This is a genomic window from Arthrobacter sp. MDT2-3 (assembly GCF_059090465.1).
Genome location: NZ_JBNHFS010000006.1, coordinates 125661 through 143421, shown reverse-complemented (window position 1 = coordinate 143421; position 17761 = coordinate 125661). Strand labels below are relative to the sequence as shown.

At 60.7% G+C, this 17761-nt stretch carries 10 protein-coding genes and 1 pseudogene; 6 read left to right on the top strand and 5 right to left on the bottom strand.

The window, feature by feature from the left end; all coding sequences use genetic code 11:
* Positions 1 to 112 precede the first annotated feature (112 nt).
* Together AC5RUQ_RS17370 and AC5RUQ_RS17365 are read left to right on the top strand one after the other, a co-directional pair.
* Positions 113 to 1084, top strand: coding sequence for a hypothetical protein (locus AC5RUQ_RS17370; RefSeq protein WP_493948569.1), 972 nt, complete (start codon positions 113 to 115; stop codon positions 1082 to 1084).
* 49 nt (positions 1085 to 1133) lie between these two features.
* Complete coding sequence (locus AC5RUQ_RS17365; protein WP_493948568.1) at positions 1134 to 2531, top strand: hypothetical protein; 1398 nt, start codon at positions 1134 to 1136, stop codon at positions 2529 to 2531.
* Positions 2532 to 2657: 126 nt separating this feature from the next.
* Here AC5RUQ_RS17365 and AC5RUQ_RS17360 read toward each other — a convergent pair whose 3' ends face one another.
* The 5 genes and pseudogenes from AC5RUQ_RS17360 to AC5RUQ_RS17340 form a co-directional block, all read right to left on the bottom strand.
* Positions 2658 to 3224, bottom strand: a complete 567-nt coding sequence (locus tag AC5RUQ_RS17360; RefSeq protein ID WP_493948567.1) for a recombinase family protein — start codon at positions 3222 to 3224, stop codon at positions 2658 to 2660.
* 96 nt (positions 3225 to 3320) lie between these two features.
* Positions 3321 to 6167 carry a DEAD/DEAH box helicase gene (locus AC5RUQ_RS17355; protein WP_493948566.1) on the bottom strand — a complete coding sequence of 949 codons (2847 nt, stop codon included), beginning with the start codon at positions 6165 to 6167 and terminating at the stop codon, positions 3321 to 3323.
* A complete protein-coding gene (locus tag AC5RUQ_RS17350) occupies positions 6139 to 7533 on the bottom strand; it encodes an ATP-binding protein (RefSeq protein WP_493948565.1) in 1395 nt (464 codons plus the stop codon). Before AC5RUQ_RS17350 ends, AC5RUQ_RS17355 begins: the two co-directional genes overlap by 29 nt.
* Positions 7530 to 10475, bottom strand: a complete 2946-nt coding sequence (locus AC5RUQ_RS17345; protein WP_493948683.1) for a tellurite resistance TerB family protein — start codon at positions 10473 to 10475, stop codon at positions 7530 to 7532. Before AC5RUQ_RS17345 ends, AC5RUQ_RS17350 begins: the two co-directional genes overlap by 4 nt.
* 249 nt (positions 10476 to 10724) lie before the next feature.
* Positions 10725 to 10871, bottom strand: a pseudogene (locus AC5RUQ_RS17340) (DUF4236 domain-containing protein); the annotation flags it as partial.
* A 253-nt stretch (positions 10872 to 11124) separates the two neighbouring features.
* Between AC5RUQ_RS17340 and AC5RUQ_RS17335 the strand changes: the two are divergent.
* The 4 genes from AC5RUQ_RS17335 to AC5RUQ_RS17320 all read left to right on the top strand — a co-directional run bounded on the left by AC5RUQ_RS17335 (position 11125) and on the right by AC5RUQ_RS17320 (position 17757).
* A complete protein-coding gene (locus AC5RUQ_RS17335; RefSeq protein ID WP_493948564.1) occupies positions 11125 to 11976 on the top strand; it encodes a hypothetical protein in 852 nt (283 codons plus the stop codon).
* 958 nt (positions 11977 to 12934) lie between these two features.
* Entirely contained in the window at positions 12935 to 14245 is a 1311-nt protein-coding gene (locus AC5RUQ_RS17330) for a glycoside hydrolase family 26 protein (RefSeq protein ID WP_493948563.1), read from the top strand.
* A gap of 359 nt (positions 14246 to 14604) precedes the next feature.
* Complete coding sequence (locus tag AC5RUQ_RS17325) at positions 14605 to 15228, top strand: hypothetical protein (RefSeq protein ID WP_493948562.1); 624 nt, start codon at positions 14605 to 14607, stop codon at positions 15226 to 15228.
* Positions 15229 to 15252: 24 nt separating this feature from the next.
* A complete protein-coding gene (locus AC5RUQ_RS17320; protein ID WP_493948561.1) occupies positions 15253 to 17757 on the top strand; it encodes an Ig-like domain-containing protein in 2505 nt (834 codons plus the stop codon).
* The last annotated feature ends 4 nt before the right edge of the window (positions 17758 to 17761 follow it).

Below are 17761 nucleotides of genomic sequence, written 5' to 3'. Positions count from 1 at the left end.
TGCGACTCAGTCGCAACGCCGATAACGGGGCCACTGAGCAAACGCCCACTTTGTCAGCGGCAGTCGATAATCTTTTCTCGGAAGCGAACCGCAATCGAGTGGGGGGATAACGATGGCCGAACAGGTCGACGTGAACAAGGCCATAGAGGGCATTGGCAAGGCTTTTCGAAGTGCGTCGACGCAGCTCATCGAGCAGGTTGAAAGCGTCAAGGAAGCCGCCAAGGACACGGTCGATAAAATGGCCACGAAGGCGCCGGACGCCTACGAGGAGGCAATAGCGGAGTACAACGCTGCCTTCGCCGCGATGAGCGACAAGGGGCTTTCGCTCCTGCGCCAGCGCGAACGGTCAGCTGACCTGATCGAGTTCGTCGAGCTGCTGGTGAACAGTATTGCCAACACCCCAAAGTCGTTCGAGACGTCCTTGGGTGAGATTGGCGTTTACAAATCGGAGTTCCTGGATGCGGAGGAGTTCGCCCGAAGGGATCTCGAAGCCGCGCAGCGATCTGCTGCCGGCGCCGGCGCTGGGTTTGCCGCGGGAGCCGCAGTCGCGAGCGTGGCGCCGACGGCCGCCATGTGGGTCGCCACCACCTTCGGCACAGCCTCAACGGGTACCGCTATTTCCGCTCTCTCCGGAGCCGCTGCCAGCAACGCCGCTCTTGCCTGGCTTGGAGGCGGGGCCTTGGCGGCCGGAGGTGGAGGCACCGCTGCAGGCGGCGCATTACTGGCGCTGTCCGGCCCCATCGGATGGACCGTCGCAGGAGCCACCCTCCTCGCGTCAATCGCGCTTTTCGCCAAGAAAAAGTTTGACAATCTGGCGGCAAAGCAGGAGGCGCTTGCTGCCGTTAAGCGAAACTCCGCGTCGGTCAAAGCCGATGATGCACAGATTGACGAGCTCCTCCAGAAGACAACCAGGCTTCGCGTAGAGCTGGCGAACTGCTACGGGGGAGCACTGCCGTACTTTGGCGCCGACTTCCGTTCGCTCTCCGATTCCCAGCAAAAGAGGCTGGGAGTCCTCGTGAACAACACGAAGTCGTGCGCAGCCCTGCTAAGTAAGCGCATCGAGCGGTACGCAATTGATGAATGACATACCAAAGTTCGTCAGGAGCAACCAAGAGCAGGCGGTCGCTTCATGGGTGAACTACCTCAATCAACTCCGTATTGACGATCTACTGAGCTCATTCAGCCAGCAGGACGAGAACCTCCTGAACGCACTCACCAGCATCGATGAAGCTATCAGGAAGATTGACCTTGAGGTGGTCACCTCTAATCGCGGCGGACAGGACGGGATGCACGGCTTCATCGCGGAAATCGCGGAGGTGGGTATCAGCAATGCCCGGCAACAGATCCTCGGCCATGAGCCAGTCCTCCAATGGGTGAACAACAACGGCCCCGTGGACCTGCTGCGCAGCGGTGTGGAGATCCAGCAGAAGTTCGTTGCGGCAGGTTTTTCACTAGGAGCGCTCACTGAGCACCTCCAGAGGTATCCCGACTACGTGCAGAACGGCGGGAAGTACCAGATCCCCGCTGATCACTTCGACGTGATCAAGAAGCTGAACTCTATGACGCCCGAGGAAGCAGGGAAGCTTCTGTCGCGTAGCGGCGACGGCCCCTCCCTCAAGGACTGGCTACGGGTCGAAGCGTTCTTTCAAGAGGGGTCGATCGGCTTTGATGCGCTCGAACCATCGGCGCTCAAGTACCAGGAGGTGCAGAGGGGCGCCTACGAGGCGACCATGGCGGCGGAGGAAAACTCCCTCCGTTCTACAGACCAGTCCCTTCGTGACAATGCCTATCAGGAGAGTCTGCCGAATCTGCGGGAAGGAGCGACGGCCACGCTTGCAGCCGCCGCGATCGAGGGTGGGACAGCTTTCGTGCTGGCTGTGGTCGCCAAGATTCGCGAAGGCAAGCGGCTCAGAGAGTTCAGCGAGCAGGACTGGCTAGACATCGCAGGCGAGACCGGCTTCAGCTTCGTCAAAGGCGGAGTCCGTGGCCTGAGCATCTACGCGCTGACGAATTTCACAGCTACGTCAGCAGCCGTCGCCAGCTCAATTGTCACCGCCGCCTTCGGTATCGCAGAGCAGGCGAACAAGCTCCGCTGTGGCGAGATCGACCAGCTGGAGTTCATCGCGAACTCCGAGCTCGTCGCCCTGGAAGCCGCGGTAAGCGCACTGTCTTCTTTTGTCGGCCAGGCGCTCATCCCAGTTCCAGTCCTCGGCGCCGTTATCGGCAACACGGTCGGCACCGTAATGTACAAGGCGGTCGCATCGTCCCTTTCGAAGCGAGAAGCCGAGCTGATCGAGCGTTACCTCGGCGAGCAGCGCGTGCTAGACGAGCATCTCGCCGGCGAGTACCAGGCGCTCATAGAGAAGTTGCACCAGGGCATGTCCGACTATCTCGAATTGCTGGAACGAGCCTTCTCGCCTGACGTGCACATCGCTCTTATGGGGTCGGTCGAGTTGGCACGAGTAATGGGCGTGCCTACAGACGAAATTTTGGACTCGGAGGAGAAGGTTCACGCCTATTTCCTCGACTAGTTCTGTGCCAAAACTTTGGGCCGTTCTGAGTCTGTGTACTCCATTCCCTGGTCGGTTCTGAAGAGCCGATAGTTCACCATCACAGCTCTATGGACGGCTTGGCGGCCATGCCGGCGGTGGAGCGGTTTACTCCAGTTTGGCGTGGCGCAGGTACTGGTAGACCGTCTCCCTGCTGATCCCGTAATCACGGGCAAGGACGACTTTCGAAACGCCGTTGCCGGCCCGCTGGACCAGCTCGTCTGCACGTTCCGGTGTGAGGGTCTTTTTCCGCCCTTTGTACGCGCCGCGCTGCTTGGCAAGAGCGATGCCTTCCCGCTGGCGTTCCCTGATGAGGGAACGTTCGAATTCGGCAAACGCACCCATGACCGAGAGCATCAGGTTGGCCATGGGGGAGTCCTCACCCGTGAACATCAGGCTCTCCTTGACGAACTCCACGCGCACCCCCTTGCGGGTGAGGCCCTGAACGAGGGCGCGCAGGTCATCAAGGTTGCGAGCGAGCCGGTCCATACTGTGCACCACCACGGTGTCGCCGTCGCGGGCGAACCGCAACAGCTCGGTCAGTTCTGGCCTGGCAGTGTCCCTGCCGGAGGCCTTGTCCGTGAAGACCCGGTCCAGAACCTGGCCTTCAAGCTGGCGTTTCTCGTTCTGGTCCAGTGTGCTTACTCGTACGTACCCGATCCGCTGTCCCGCCATGCCGCCTCCAACCCTCGTCCTGTCAGGTTGAGTTCTAGGCCCGTTCCAGAACAAAGTCAATACATTCGGGCTCCGGCTGGCCTTCGTGGCAACTGGTTATTGTGAGCGAGAAGGCGCGGAGTTTCTGTTCCAATTGATGTAGATCGAGAGAAGGCGTGCTGCCGCCAGCGCATCGGCGGTGGCGGTGTGGGCTTCTCCGGTTTTGATGTTGAGCCGTTTGCAGATGCCTGAGAGCGACGCGCTCTCTCCTGGGAAGTAGCGCTTCGTCAGTTGCATGGTGCAGAGTGAGGGCCAAACATGGTTTATGGCTCCTGCGCGTCTGAACTCCGATGCAAGGAAGCCGAGGTCGAAGTCGACGTTGTGGCCAACGACTGTAGCCCCGGCCAACTGTCTGTCGATTTCGGGGAGGACGTCCTTGAATCGGGGAGCGTTGCGGACGTCGGTGTTGGTTATCCCGTGTATGTGGCTTGGCCCTGTTGATTGGTCTGGGTTGACGAGTGTGGACCATACATCGTCCACAGTCCCTTGCGCGCTGACTTGCACAATAGCGATTTCGACGATGCGGTCTCGCTGTTGTGAGAAGCCGGTCGTTTCCACGTCGATGACGGCATAAGGTCCTCCGCCAAGTAGTTCCGGATCGGGTTGTTCATTCGATTTCCAAGCAGCCCTGGTGTGGGAAGTGTCCGGGTTTTCTGCAAACCCGGCCGTGGATGTAGCCAGTTGTTTGATCACGGACCATGCGCCCTCGATATCCAAGGCGGCGGCTGCGTAGGACTGGGTAAGTAGTTCCTCGTCCAGATATGCATCGTGCTTGTCGCGTTCTTTCACGGCAACAGTACTGGCGACCTGTAGCGGCTCTGGCGGTTCGACGCCGGCCAGGCGTTCGAGAAGTGTGGCGGCTGCGTTCAGGGGTGTCTTTCGAAGGGTCAGCCCGACCCCGTCCAGGCTCGAATCGAAGTTCTCGGCCGTGAGTACGACGTGGAGGGTGTTCATGACTCTGTCACCGGCCCAGGGAATGAGAATGGTGTCATCACCCCAGCCGATCACTGGTTGGCGTTTCAGGCCAAGGCGTTCGTACGCTGCCCTGCCTTCCTTCAAGAGGCCTTGTGCTGTTGAGTCGAGGTAGATGGGTACGTGAGACTCTTCGTATAGCTTTCTCATTCGGTGACGTATGCCATCGGCAATTTGGATCCCGTTGCTGGAGAATGTCGGTGGCCGGCCGCCTCCCGCTGGCCCCAGGTTGATGACTTTGCTGGAGATTTCCACGTCCAAGACCCGCCAACGCCGGCCGGCAAAAATGAGTAGCCCGCCTTGGACGACCGGATGCTCTATGGGAATGGAACCCAGTGTTCGTCCGGAGGACACGAGCCGGAACTCTTCGGCCGTTTGGAAGGCACTGTAGAAGCTGTAGTGGTTGATTAGCCGCTCACCTTTGCTGCCCGGCAGGAGAGTTCCGTCCGAGGACTGCATGATGATTTCGTTGGTTCCGAGGTTACGGAGCAGCCGCACGAACATGGGTTGGTCAACGTGGCCGAAGGGTCCTGCTTCGCACAGCGCCCTGTGGAGTTCCGGAGCAGTGGCACCACCGTGTTGGGCTATCACGGACAGGGTCTGTTGGATGAGGGTTGAGAGGTGGAGTCCCTCGGTGTTGGGCGGTTCGTACCATTTTTCGAGGAGCAGCTCTATGGTTGCGACGGTTTCAAAAAGTCCGGCTCGGAGTTGGTCGACGGGAGGGGTCCGGTGATCAACCGGTTGCTCTGATACGTACAGACGCAAAGTAGCAGGTTTCCCCCTTCGTCCGGACCTGCCCAGTCGCTGTCGCAGAGCCGATACGCTGCCGGGCGGGCCTATTTGGGCAATCGTGTCGGCGGATCCGATGTCGATTCCCATCTCGAGAGTTGAGGTGCAGACTGCTGTCGTTGGAGTATCCGGTGACCTTAACCGGGACTCGACATCTTCCCGAAACTCCTTGGACAGGTTTCCGTGATGGGGAAAGAACTCATTCCCAACGTGGGAACGGTCGCTAAGTCCTTTGAGGAGATCAGCGTAGGCTTCCACGTTGGCACGCGAGTTAGCGAAAACCAGATTGTCTTGGCCTCTCAGATGCTGGAAGAGGTGGCCTGCAATGGCCGCCTTGTCAGCATCGGCCGTCTCCGGATCATCGGAGACGGCCAGGGCTGGTCCGTTGGTGACATATCCGCGCAGCTGCATCCTTAGTTCGGCGGTGTCATCGCTATGCCCTCCGATCAAGTGGACCTCGTCCGGGTTGCCAGGTCTGAGGAAGTTTGCAGCGATGGATAGATCTGAAAGGGTGGCGGAAAGACCTATGCGGGGGACACTTCGCCGGATGGCTAGTTCCACGCGGTGCAGTAGGGATTGCAGCTGGGCACCGCGCGCCGTTCCGATGAAGGAGTGCAGCTCATCGACCACGACGTATTGGAGTCCGCTGAGCAGGGTTGAAACCCGGGATCCCTGGGTAACGAACATGGCTTCCAGGGATTCGGGCGTGATGAGTAGCAGGCCGTCGGGTGTTTCCATCAAGGCGCGGCGGTCACCGCCGGTGACGTCTCCGTGACGACGATGGACTGGCACTTGCACGCTGCCCGCGAGACTTTCCAACCGGCCGTATTGGTCGTTGATGAGAGCTTTGAGTGGTGAAACGTAGAGTGCTTTGACTCCCGTTGACCGTCCTGTCGTGTCAAGGTCGTGTGCCAGCGCGGACAGGATCGGCAGCCATGCTGCTTCGGTTTTGCCGGAGGCGGTCGCAGCACTGATGATGACGTCCCGATCCCCTCTAAGGATTGGTTCGACGGCTTGCGCCTGGGTGGGGCGCAGGTGCTCCCACTTTTGCGACCAGATCCAGGCTTGCACGTTTTTGTGGAGTTCTTCAAAGGCGGAGTGGGCTGAGGATGCCTTAGAGCTTGAAGGCTGAAAGCTCGTCATCGATGTCGTTCGTTGGTGGCAGCGCTTGGGTGGGAGGGGTTGCCGGTGTTGATTGGCGTGGCGTTGGCACTGGTTGTTGATCCACGTCGGTTTCCAAGGGTGCGAGGTCGGGGTTGGTTTCCCGTTCGAGGTTGACCCGTGTGATGAGGTCCGTCCAGACGCGGTCGGGGTTCTGTTCGAGCACAGCGAGCAGGTCCAGGAATCCTTTGATGGTGTTCCGGGGGGTGCGGAAATAGGCGTCGCCGATACGTTGGGCACAGTGGCTCATGTACTGAGCGATGCCTTCGTCGTTGATCAGGTAGGCAGATTCGACGCCTGCTGCTTGGACATGCCGGAGTTTGGTGAGCAGGACGTAGAAGTCCTCGGGTGTCAGGCTGGCCAGGCGCAGGACTGGTCCGGAGTAGTCAACGAGCCCGTCCACGGCATAGCTGTTCTCTTCCAGGCGTGACTGAAGGGCGGCGTACGAGTACAGGCCGCGGCGGGGGTCCAGCAGAAAGTCGGGTGTTCCGCCGAAGATGAATCCGAGGCCTGCTGCGCTGCCTTGGGTGGAGTCGTTGAGGATCCGCAGGATTTGTTCGTAGTTTGAGTTCCGAGCTTGGCTGTTGGCCAGTTTGTAGAGGTTGACCATCTCGTCGAGGCAGACCAGGAGTCCACCGAAACCAGCCAACCGCACGAAGTGGGCGAGAAGCTTGAGTTGGTCATAAAAGTTGGAGTCGTCAATGATGGTCCTGACGCCCAGGGCAGTGCGGGCATCTGTTCGCGTTGAGAATTCTCCCCGTAGCCATCGAACAGCATCGGATTTGAGCTGCTCGTTGCCGGTGTCGTGTCCTTGCCAGTACTTGGCGATGACTTCTGCGAAGTCGTAGCCGCCAGTAAGTTCCGATAGTTGGTTAAGATTCCGGCGGATGATGCCTTCGACTGGTTCACCAGTTTCACGGGACTCTGTCAGAGCCTGAGTCACGAATCGTTCGACGAGGCTGGACATCGCGCCGCCATCGGGTTTCGCCCTGGTGGACATGTTGCGCATGAGTTCGGCGTAGAGACTGCGGGCCTGTCCGCCGGTGGCATGAAGTCGCCGGTCAGGGGAGAGGTCGGCGTGAACCGTGACCAGTTTCTGTTGGAGAGCAATGGAACGCACAACGTGGAGGAAGAAGGTCTTGCCCGAGCCGTAGTCTCCGATGATGAAGCGGCTGCCTGACCCGCCGTCGTTGATCCTGTTGATGTCGGACAGCAGGGCTCTAACTTCGTTGACCCGTCCTACCTGGACGTGCTGTTGTCCGATCCGGGGAACGACGCCGGCTCGTAGCGACTGCAGCAGGGCGTCTCGTTCACGGGGGCGGATGACGGTCTGAGGTGCGGTAGTCATGCCAGAAGCTCCTGCAGGGCATAGGAATTGATGGTGAGGGTTTCATCGCCTTCGAGCAGTGGCTCATCGGAGGCATCCAGCGCGGCTTCGTTGACCGTGTCTCTGGCACCTTCCGGGAGCAACCCGTGCGCTGCGGAGAGGTCTTCGAAGTCCGTCCACGGCATGTGTTCTCGTCCGGCCAATGCTCGGACGAGGTTGGAGTGGGCCGGGTCCAGGTCACCTACAGCTGGGGTTGCATGTATATCGTTCGGTCCGTCAGTGGTTAATCCCGGTGGGGCGGGCCGGGGTGCTGGCGCTTCGATTTCGTAAGTGGCGTCTTCACTGAAAATATCGCCCAAGAGAGCTGAGACTTCGGCGGTTTCGGCCATCTTTGCTTGAATTGTCGAAGGGTTAAGTGCATGGCCGCTGGCAGCCAAGTCCCCGGTGGTCTGGGCAGGGGGCGCGGGTATGGCGTAGCCCGGGTCTGGGTTTCCAGCCGGGCGAACGGTGACGGGCCCTGCTGCAGCCGCGCTCGGTCCTGTGATGGCGGAGTGAAGCCGGCTCGTGACGAGGCCGGCGTCCAGCTCAAGGAGTTTGTAGATCTTTTGCAAGATACTGACCTCGGCCGGTGCGATGTGCCCGTCGGCGGCTGCCACTGTGACCAACATGTCCCCCAGGGAGGCCTTCTGTGCACCGGTTAGGGTGCTGAGTCGCTTCGTCAATCCCGTGAGCTTTACCGCGGATGCGGCCAGCCATTGAAGGTGGGCATGAAGGCGGGCGCGTTCTGGCTGGGTTAGTTGCAAAGAAGATTCCATGTGAGCGGTCAGGTGGTCGAGTTCCGCTGAGGAGACGTCTCCGTCGGCGGCGATCACGGCTGCGGCAAGATGGGTCATCGTCAGTGCTGTGCTGTAGGACGGTGTTGCGGAGTGAGGGCTCCTTGGTTGGGATCGGAAGAGTACGACCGGCGTGCTGGACGTGATGGCTGTTCCGCCGAAACGAACATCGGGTTCGATGCCGACGCCAAAAGTGTGCAGAAGTCCTGCGAAAGTGACGGTTTCAGGCTTCGTCAGTTTGTCTGGGCCATTGGAGGGCCAATGCTCAAAGAGCTCCTGTCCCGAGATCTCGACGGTCTTGGCTTCGCCGAGTTTCTCCTGAACCCAGCTACGGAAATCGCCGACGGCTCCCTCTGCATCAACAAGCAGGTCACTAGGGAGGAGCGCGGCTGCAGCGAGAGTTCCGGCTTTGTCGGGGTTGCGGCCGAGCCATCTGCTGTAGGCGTCAAGTTCTGCTGTGACTTCGTCGAACAAGGTAGCGAGCTTCTTTTGCGGTGCCCGCTGGTCAAAGACGTCCGGTAGTTCACCGATTGTCATGTTTACTGTGCCGATTTGGGAGCTGGCAGCCGTGTAGCTGAGCTTCAACCGGGTTGCTCCGGGCCGGACGGTGAATCCGTCCCCGAATCGTTGCTCGTAGCGGAGGCGGAACAGGCGCCTGAATTCCTCCGCGCAGCGGGTTGCCGGGGTCCGGACAGAGACTTCAGGATGGAACCACGCCCACGCCAAAGCCCAATCGCCGGGGATCGCCTTGCCGTCAGCGGCAAACGCACCGAGATGAACTTTCAGCGCCAGGGGAACCTCCCATCGTGTTTCTGTCAGGGCGGGGAGCGCGGGGGTGTCATCGATGGCCTGAAGCAAAATGAAGTCGATGGCACTAATAAACTGCGATGCATAAGAGCGGAAAGAGCCGCCGGAAGCGCCGTAGAGCTCAAGCAAGGCCACCATCTCTGCCCTGATTTGGCCCAGTTCGGGAGTTAGCTCAGGCTGCTCTGCGATCTCCAGGAATACACGACGTTCAAGTCCGTACATAAAGAGGAAAACGTAGCCGATCGGCACGTCCGGACTCCGGCGACCTTGCCCGAGCCAAGTCAAATAAGCAGCCCTTCCCGCAGGAGTGATCTCCGAGTAAGACGGCCAGTAGCTAAGGCATTGACCGGACCAATCCGGGTTCCGGGAATCGATACGAAGTGTCGGGTCGATCAACGAAGGCTCTTTGCCTCCCTTAGGCGACGTCAGGTCTTTGCCCATGTAAACCATGCCGGGTAAGCGGAAACCTTGCCCGACATCCAGTAATTCGTCGGGTCCATACCACCGGGCGTCCCTATCGCTGACTCGGGTAGCGGCGGGCGTGATCGGCAGAGCCAGCGGCACGGGCGTCGGCCGGAGCGCAGGCGGGGAAGGCGCAAGTTCCGGCATCGGGCTGGCCGGGGGAGCGACGGAAATCGTAGATCCTTGTCTGAGCGCGGTTCCTGAACGCAGTTCTCCGGCGAAGTGGGCGGCAGCCTGCGCACTGGATACCTGGAGAATCCATCGGAAGCCATTAGCGCTGTCGAGCTCGAGTTCGGTGTACTTCATGATCGGCAGCATCGGGTTGTTCTTAAATCTGCGGTCCGGGCCGCCCTTCTTGTTCACGTATTGCCAGGTCGATCCGACCTGGACGGCGTCCGAAGGTGGAACGCCGGGGGATTCGATGAAGTTGGTTTGCCGATCCTGGACTCGCAGCGAGTCGTATCCGATATCGGTGAACGCCCCTTTGGTAGCGAGCAGAACGCGGTCGGGCAGGAAATACATGGCAGTGCCGTCAGCAGTGACACCCGGCACCGCGATGTTTGTCACCAGTTCCCTCGGCCCGCCGTGTGTGACGCCAGCTACGGAACGTCGTACCAGGGCGCCGGCGCCGGCGTTGACCTTCTGCTGGTGTCCCGTTTGCAGTACCCCAGATTGGTTTATCCGCCAAAGTTTCTGTGACTGAGCCAAGGAATGCCCTGCATCAACGAGGGATTGGAAATGGCGGGCGTGCTCGTCGTTGACGTCGAAGAAGATAACGACCGAACGTCTTGCGCGGTCGCGCAAAACCACCCACCAAATCACCGGAATGCCCAAAAGCCAGATGAAGAGGCCGAAAGGCATGGTGATCAAGCCCAATACAACGAGAGCGACGACCACCCATCGGGTCAGCGGTCGGCGGCCGGCTGCCACATTGAGCTGCTGTACGAGGTCGTCGGACGACGTCGGCGCGAGCGACTGGACGCTAGCCCCTCGGTGGTCTTCGAAAACCACGTCCGATGATGCAGGCAAGGGAGACAGCGGTGGCCCAGGTAATTGGCCGGACTGATTAGGGCGTGGCCCCGCACTAAGTGATGTTTGGTAGTAGACGCCCCCCGCCCCCATGCGTACATAATTGCCCCGAGGACCGGAACCAACCCTGAAACCAGGGACACCTGCACTGACGCCCAGCCCAGATTTACTTAAGTTGAACCTAAACGGGCCAGCCTTCAGACTCTTGCGAACGTAAAATCCCACCATTACCCCCACGTCCGGCACCAGGCCAGCATCGCAATCCAATCAATGAGTGACATTGTTGCAGCAGCGTGGGTTGTTCTTTCAACGGAACACGAACGTTTCACAGCTTGTGTCGCAGATTCCCTGTCGCTCCGCAAGTCAAGGTCAGATTGTGCCTGAGTAAAAACCCTGAACGTATGCAGAGCCTCCGCTAGAGGTACCGAGGGAAAAGGTATCGGCAGACTTCCGGTCGTACGCGTCCCATATAGTCCTCATCATGACCGCTTATTCTTCAGCCGAGCTGGCAGCGCTGGCCGACCACGTTCCCGTCGCGGCCGCAGATAGAGGCTTACTGTTCGTAGTCGATGCTGAATTCAATAGGGAAGTCGACGTGGAGCTCAGCGGTGCCACAGTTGCACTTGATTCGGCACTAGCGATCGCAGCTGCCGCTCAAGCTCCCTTCGTCTCCCTCAGCGAGACCAGGTTTTATGCGGAACTACTTCGAAGCGTCATGACCGATGAGGACAGCGATGAACTTCCCCTCAGGGTTGAACGCATCATAACCAAAGCTATTTCTCACGAGGGTGAAATTGAGGTGCTGACACTACGGTGGCCAGCTCAGGGTCTCATCTTCGAATGGACCGCCGAGGCAGACTGGCACGACGAACTGTGGAACAACCTCTCAGAGGCTACGACCGAAGCGTCCCAGGCATCCGCCGAAGAGCTGGAAGAGGCACAGAAGATTCACAACGAGCAGCTGAGAAAGTTTGAAGCAAAGCTAGCCTCGTCCCGTGAATTTAGAGGCGCCTCTATTCAAAAGCGCCGCGCCATTGCCGAGTCGATAGCTGGAACTATTTCTGAGGATCTGGTTGATAGTTGGGGCTTCCGGACGGCACTAAGTGAAGCTGGGAGGGTAGCGAAAAGGACTGCATACGAGTATGAACAGATATTCTCGTCGCAGTTTTCTGAGTTGGCCGCTGAGCTCGTCGGACGGCAGGACTGGCAATCCGCACGGACGGCAAGCAGTATGCGAGAAGCGACGTTGAAATTTCTTACCGAGAAGGCCGATGGATACCGACTCGGGACGGCTTTCGTTGAAGAACTGATGCAAGCCGCTCTACGGTCATAGAAAGTCACTCGGAAGGCCCTTTGAGCATCTCTTGACCATGGTCCAAACCCAACGCAGATCATCAGGTTTAGGAGCACATAATGGACCAGCTCCGGTGAACCGCTATTTGACCGGAGCCTCACCAATTCCGGCGAAGTTTCCGACATTCCTCCCCTCCAAAGGAGAGAAGCAGTGGGGGAGTGGGAACGTCCGAGTCCTGCTTGGCCCCCCCTGTGCAGTTCCGGTTCAGCTTCAATCAGGACATATACGCGACGCTTGCACTCTTGAAACGAGTACCGCAGCTTTCGCCACTTCCGCGCCGTAGCTTACATAACGTCTGACGAGATCGATTCTGACAACCTCACAGGGAAACTTCGGGTTCACCTGCACATAATGGACCGAAGCTCCGGCCAACCGCTATTTGACTGGAGCTTCGCCAATTGCCCCTGCAGGGATAAGGCCCCGCGCCAACAAATGATGAATTGCCGTGGTTGACGCAGTTTTGGAGGGGCCGTCACGGGGGCGCAGGAAGCCGTCACGGGGAGCCCTTTCAGCCGCAGCTTTACATAACGTCGGTTATCGGCCTTTTAAAACGGGCAGGGGAGTGCCTTTAGAAGGGGCTGTTCCTGCCATCGTTCGTGGTGTTTTTCCCGCCGGGCTCATAGCGGCCCCCGTCACCTTCGCTGCGGAGTTTCACCAGTGGCGCCAAGACCTTGACGCAGGATTTCCGGACACAATCACAGGATCTGCGCAGGGTTCACCGAGGAAAGGTTGAAACGGTGTCTCTTCCCGATTCCTGCCTAGAGAATTATCTGGGACTCCTTTTCAACGCCTCCTCTGAGACTTGGGCGCGCGAAAAAGGGCTTCCGGTTCGTCGGTTTGGCAGAACATTGCCAGGCGCCATAGACAAAGCATCGCGGGGGCTGAGCCAAGCCACCATGCAGGGCAGTAATTCTAAGAAAAATGTTGGGGAGTATCTGTGGGTAAGAAACGTCTTTTTCGATCAATCGTTACGGGCATTGTCCTGTCACTGGCCGTGTTGTTCAGCATTGCAGTACCTGCTGGGGCCGCAGGCCGGGCCGAAATTTCCCTTGGTGCTACTTCCGGGCCGACAGGGGCCTCGGTAACAGTCAATGGCGCTGGCTTCGGTCCTCATGCCTCCGGGACGATCACGGCAGGTTCGACCATCGTTGAATTCACCACCACATCCAACGGCACCTTCACGGCCGCAGTGACTATCCCGCAGACGAGCTCAGCCTCGGTCACAGTAACGGCCAAGGCGCGTAAGGTGACGGCCTCGGCTCCCTACGCCGTCACTTACAGCCCCGCCTCCCTGCGAGCCGGCTCCCCAAGCGCGACAGCGGACCCACGAGCCCCGATGACGATGTCCGCGCAAACCCAAACGACAACAACAGTCGCCCCGCCGATAAGTTCGGACCCGCTGCGCTTCGGAGTATCGACACCCGGTGGCCCACTGGCCACGGGCGAGCTGGACGCGGTCGCCGCCCTGGTCAACGAAAACCCGTCCATCATCATGTCCTACAAGGACTTCAGCCAGGCGGCCCCGATCGCGGACCTGAACGCCGTAAACGCCCGCGGCGCCACGAGCCTCATCACGTGGGAGCCCTGGTTGTGGAGCGGAAACGGTGCCAACCAGCCGGCCTACGAACTGGACCGCATCACGGCCGGAGACTTCGACACCTACCTTCAGCAGTGGGGCACTGCCCTGAGGAACTGGGGCAAACCGGTCATGCTGCGCTTCGCCCACGAAATGAACGGTAACTGGTACCCCTGGGCCGAAGCGGCAAACGGAAACGGTGCCGGTGACTACGTTGCTGCCTGGCGCCACGTCCACGACGTTGTGGCCGCAACAGGTGCTTCCAACGTGCAGTGGGTCTGGAGCCCGAACGTACCCTACTGGGGGTCGACCCCGCTGACCGGGCTCTATCCCGGTGCCGGATACGTCGACACTGTAGCCCTGGACGGTTACAACTGGGGCACGTCACAGTCGTGGAGCTCCTGGACCTCACCCTCCGCCCTGCTCGGCGACGGCCTGGCAGCGCTGCGCAGCCTAGCACCCGGCAAGAAGATCATCATCTCGGAGATTGCTTCAGCTGAAGCCGGAGGATCAAAGGCCAGCTGGAACACAGCCCTGGTCTCCTACCTGGCAGCACAATCCGATGTCACCGGCTTCGTCTGGTTCCACCACAACAAGGAAGTCGACTGGCGGATCAACAGCTCCACTACCTCCGCCAACGCTCTCGCCACAGCTCTGGCCGCCAGGAACTAGCACTTAGGGAGGGCCCCGTCCCCGTTGCCCTCCCATCACACAGGAAGTTACCCCAACAGCTCCCAAGCAACGCAATTTCCCTCAACCTCCGGAGGAAACCCTTGCCGCTGCTATTGCCGCTCCCCCGCGGAGTTACCCCAGACAATTTTTCTAAGCCTCTCGTGACCTGCGCCTTCTCCATTCATCTTGGTGCGGGCGACTCGAAGCCTCTGTCATGACAGATACTGTCAAGTAGCTTGTCGTAGGCGTAATCTAAGCTGGTCAGTGCTTGGGGCTGACGGATACCTGGGGAGGGTCCGACAGGCGGATAGGGCAAGTAGTCCAATACTTCACATCGGTTCAAAGACAAGGTCTCAGTTATGAAAACTCCTTCTGCACGCACCCGTAAACTCGCGATGTTCGCCGCCGGCCCCCTCGCCGTCCTGGTCGCGGGCGGCATGGTCTGGCAAGGTTCGCAGGCAGCCTTTACCGCCAACACCCGTAACGCTGGCAACTCCTGGAGCACGGGGAACGTCGTTCTCACCGACGATGACCAGGGCGCTGCAGCGTTCACGGTGGAAAACATCGTTCCCGGCCAGACGGGCCAGAAATGCATCGTGGTCACGTCCCAGTCCAACGTCGCCGGCGAAGTCCGCGCTTACACCCAGAACCTGATCACCTCCCGCGGCATGGAAGACAGGATCTTCTTTGACCTGGAACAGGGCACCGGCGGGTCCTTCAATGACTGCACCGGCTTCACCCCGACCGCCAACCAGGTCCCCGAACTGCCGTTGTCGACCCTGGCTTCGGTGAACCGTGACTTCGCCACCGGCGGCGCGCCGTGGCAGACCACCGGCACCCCGGGTGAGACCCAGAGCTACCGCGGCACCTGGCGTTTCGACACCACCGGCATGAGCCAGGACGCGATCAACGCCCTGCAGGGCGCCCGGGTTGGCATCGACCTGGTCTGGGAACTGCAGTCGGACGACGCGCCGACCCCGTAACCCGCAGACGGCGCTGACCATCCTGTGACTCCGGAGAGGACCGGCGCTCACCCGGTCTTCTCCGGAGTGGGCGCGTTGTTTTCCGCGGACGGCTGGGCGCTTTTCCTTGCCTGCCTGGCTTCCCGGCTGTACCTCGGCGTGATGCTCAGCCTTGCCCTGATCGCTGTCCTGCCCGCCCTGGCAGGTTGGCACGGCACCGTGGTGCAGAGCGGATCCATGGAACCGCACATCAGCCCCGGAGATGTCGTCCTGGCATCCGCCCTCGAAAACACTGCACCCGTTCCGGTGGGCGGGGTCGTGGAATTCACCAGCCCCGCAACGGCCGAACCAGGTGGTGTCGAAAAGACCCGCCTGCACAGGATCGTCGCGGCAAACCAGGACGGGACCTACGTCACCGCCGGTGACGCCAACGCCGACCTGGACAGCACCCCGCTGGTCCGCGAACAAATCACCGGGCAGGCACGGCTGCTCATCCCCTCCATCGGGCTACCGGGTCTCTGGCTGGCCAAAGGCAATCTCCCTGCCCTGGTGCTCTGGACGGTGCTTACGCTGCTGGCCGTGGCCGCCGCACTCTTCGCCGGCTACCCGGCCAATGAACCAGGACCGGAAGACCCCGGGCCCGGAGAATCGGGATCGGAAAAGCCCGGCGCCGGGCCAGGCGGTCCGGAAAGGCCAGATGGCGCCGGAACTCCCGGTCCTGTCAATGACATCCCGCGGCTGTCGGTGCGGGCGGGGGCCGCCGCCGCAATCGTAGCGGCCCTCACTGTCATGGTTTTCGCAGGGGCCGCAGTGTTTTCCTCGGCGGCGTTCACGGCGGCCACTGCCAACGCCGTCAACACCTTCAGCGCCGCACCGGACTGGACACCGCCGTCTGTTTCCCTGACCTCGCCCGGAGCCACGGTGCAGGGCACCGTCACCCTGGCCGCCGAGGCCGCCGACGCCGAAACGGGCATCCGCACAGTCTCTATCCAGTACTCCCCCGCGGGCAGCAGCACCTGGACGCAGCTCTGCACCGTAGCTGCTCCCCCTTACTCATGTGCGTGGAACACGGCCACCACACCGGATGGCGGGTACGACCTCCGGGCCCTGGCAACAGACAACACCGGCTTGACCAGCACCTCAGCGACCATGGAAACGCGGGTGGCGAACACCTTCAGCGTGGACCTGACCGACCCGGGCGAATTCCAGCGCGGCACCGTCACGCTGGCCACGACGATCAACAACCCCGCCGGTGGCAACTACACCGTCAGGGTCGAGTACTCCGTGGCCGGCAGCAACAGGTGGAACACGCTCTGCAGCAACCTTGCTGCTCCGTACAACTGCACCTGGAACACGACGGCCTTCACCAATCAGGCCTACGACCTCCGCTCGGCAGCCGTGTCCGGCAGCTCGGTCACCTACTCCGAGACCATCACTGATGTGCTGGTCGATAACCAGGCACCAGCGGTAACCATGACTGATCCGGGCACCCCGCTCAGCGGTGTCCGCAGTATCACCGCCCAGGCCAGTGACGCCCATTCCGGGATCGCCCATGTCCAGCTGCAATACGCCCGCACCGGAACCACAACCTGGGCCACCCTGTGCACGGCCGACACCGCTCCATACTCCTGCCGGTTCGACACGACAACCGTGCCCAACGGCACGTACAGCTTCCGCGCCATCGCAACAGATGAGGCAGGATCGTCCACCACCTCCGCTGCGGTCAGCAACCGGACCGTGGACAACACGATCGCCTCCGTTTCCGTCGACGACCCCGGCGCTTACCTGACAGGCAACGTGTCGTTGACTGCTGCCGCCAACTCGAGCGCCGGGATCGGCACTGTCAGGATCCAGACGGCGCCGGCAGGCACCAGCACTTGGACCACCCGCTGCACACTTAACGCCGCCCCGTACACCTGCACCTGGGACACCCGCACCATCACCGACGGGACGTACGACATCCGCGCCGTCCTCACCGACACCGCAGGCAGGGAAACCACCTCCGCCACCGTGACCGGCCGACGAGTGGACAACAGCCCCCTGCGCGGAACCGATATCCAGGCCGCCAACGGCTCCGGGACCGCCGGCCGGCTCAGCACGGGCGACACCATGACCTTTACCTACAGCCAGGCCGTGAACCCGGCCACCGTCACCCCGGGCTGGACCGGCAATGCCCTGCCGGTGACCGTACGGCTTCGCGACGGAAACCTGCTGGGCCTGGGCAACAGCGGTGACACCCTCGATATCCAACGCCCCGGCAGCACCATCAACCTCGGATCCGTAAACACCAAGAACAACCTGGCACGGAGCCGGAAAACCATCACCTTCAACGCAACAATGACAGCCGCCAACTCCACCATCTCTGGCGTACCCAGCACCGTCGTCACCATCACCCTCGGCAGCCCTGCCAGCGGCAGCAGCAGCCTGCGCACTTCCAGCACTGCCGCAGCCATGGTCTGGACACCGACATCCACTGTCACCACAGCCCAGGGAAACCCGTCCTCCACCGCCCCCGTAACCGAAACCGGCACCCTCGACAGAGACTTCTGACGAA

What these genes read in the sequence shown, in the direction of transcription:
- AC5RUQ_RS17370 (WP_493948569.1), top strand. Translation starts at nt 113, where the DNA reads ATGGCCGAACAGGTCGACGTGAACAAGGCCATAGAGGGCATTGGCAAG.
- AC5RUQ_RS17360 (WP_493948567.1), bottom strand. Translation starts at nt 3,224, where the DNA reads ATGGCGGGACAGCGGATCGGGTACGTACGAGTAAGCACACTGGACCAG.
- AC5RUQ_RS17355 (WP_493948566.1), bottom strand. Translation starts at nt 6,167, where the DNA reads ATGACGAGCTTTCAGCCTTCAAGCTCTAAGGCATCCTCAGCCCACTCC.
- AC5RUQ_RS17350 (WP_493948565.1), bottom strand. Translation starts at nt 7,533, where the DNA reads ATGACTACCGCACCTCAGACCGTCATCCGCCCCCGTGAACGAGACGCC.
- AC5RUQ_RS17345 (WP_493948683.1), bottom strand. Translation starts at nt 10,475, where the DNA reads ATGCCTTTCGGCCTCTTCATCTGGCTTTTGGGCATTCCGGTGATTTGG.
- AC5RUQ_RS17335 (WP_493948564.1), top strand. Translation starts at nt 11,125, where the DNA reads ATGACCGCTTATTCTTCAGCCGAGCTGGCAGCGCTGGCCGACCACGTT.
- AC5RUQ_RS17325 (WP_493948562.1), top strand. Translation starts at nt 14,605, where the DNA reads ATGAAAACTCCTTCTGCACGCACCCGTAAACTCGCGATGTTCGCCGCC.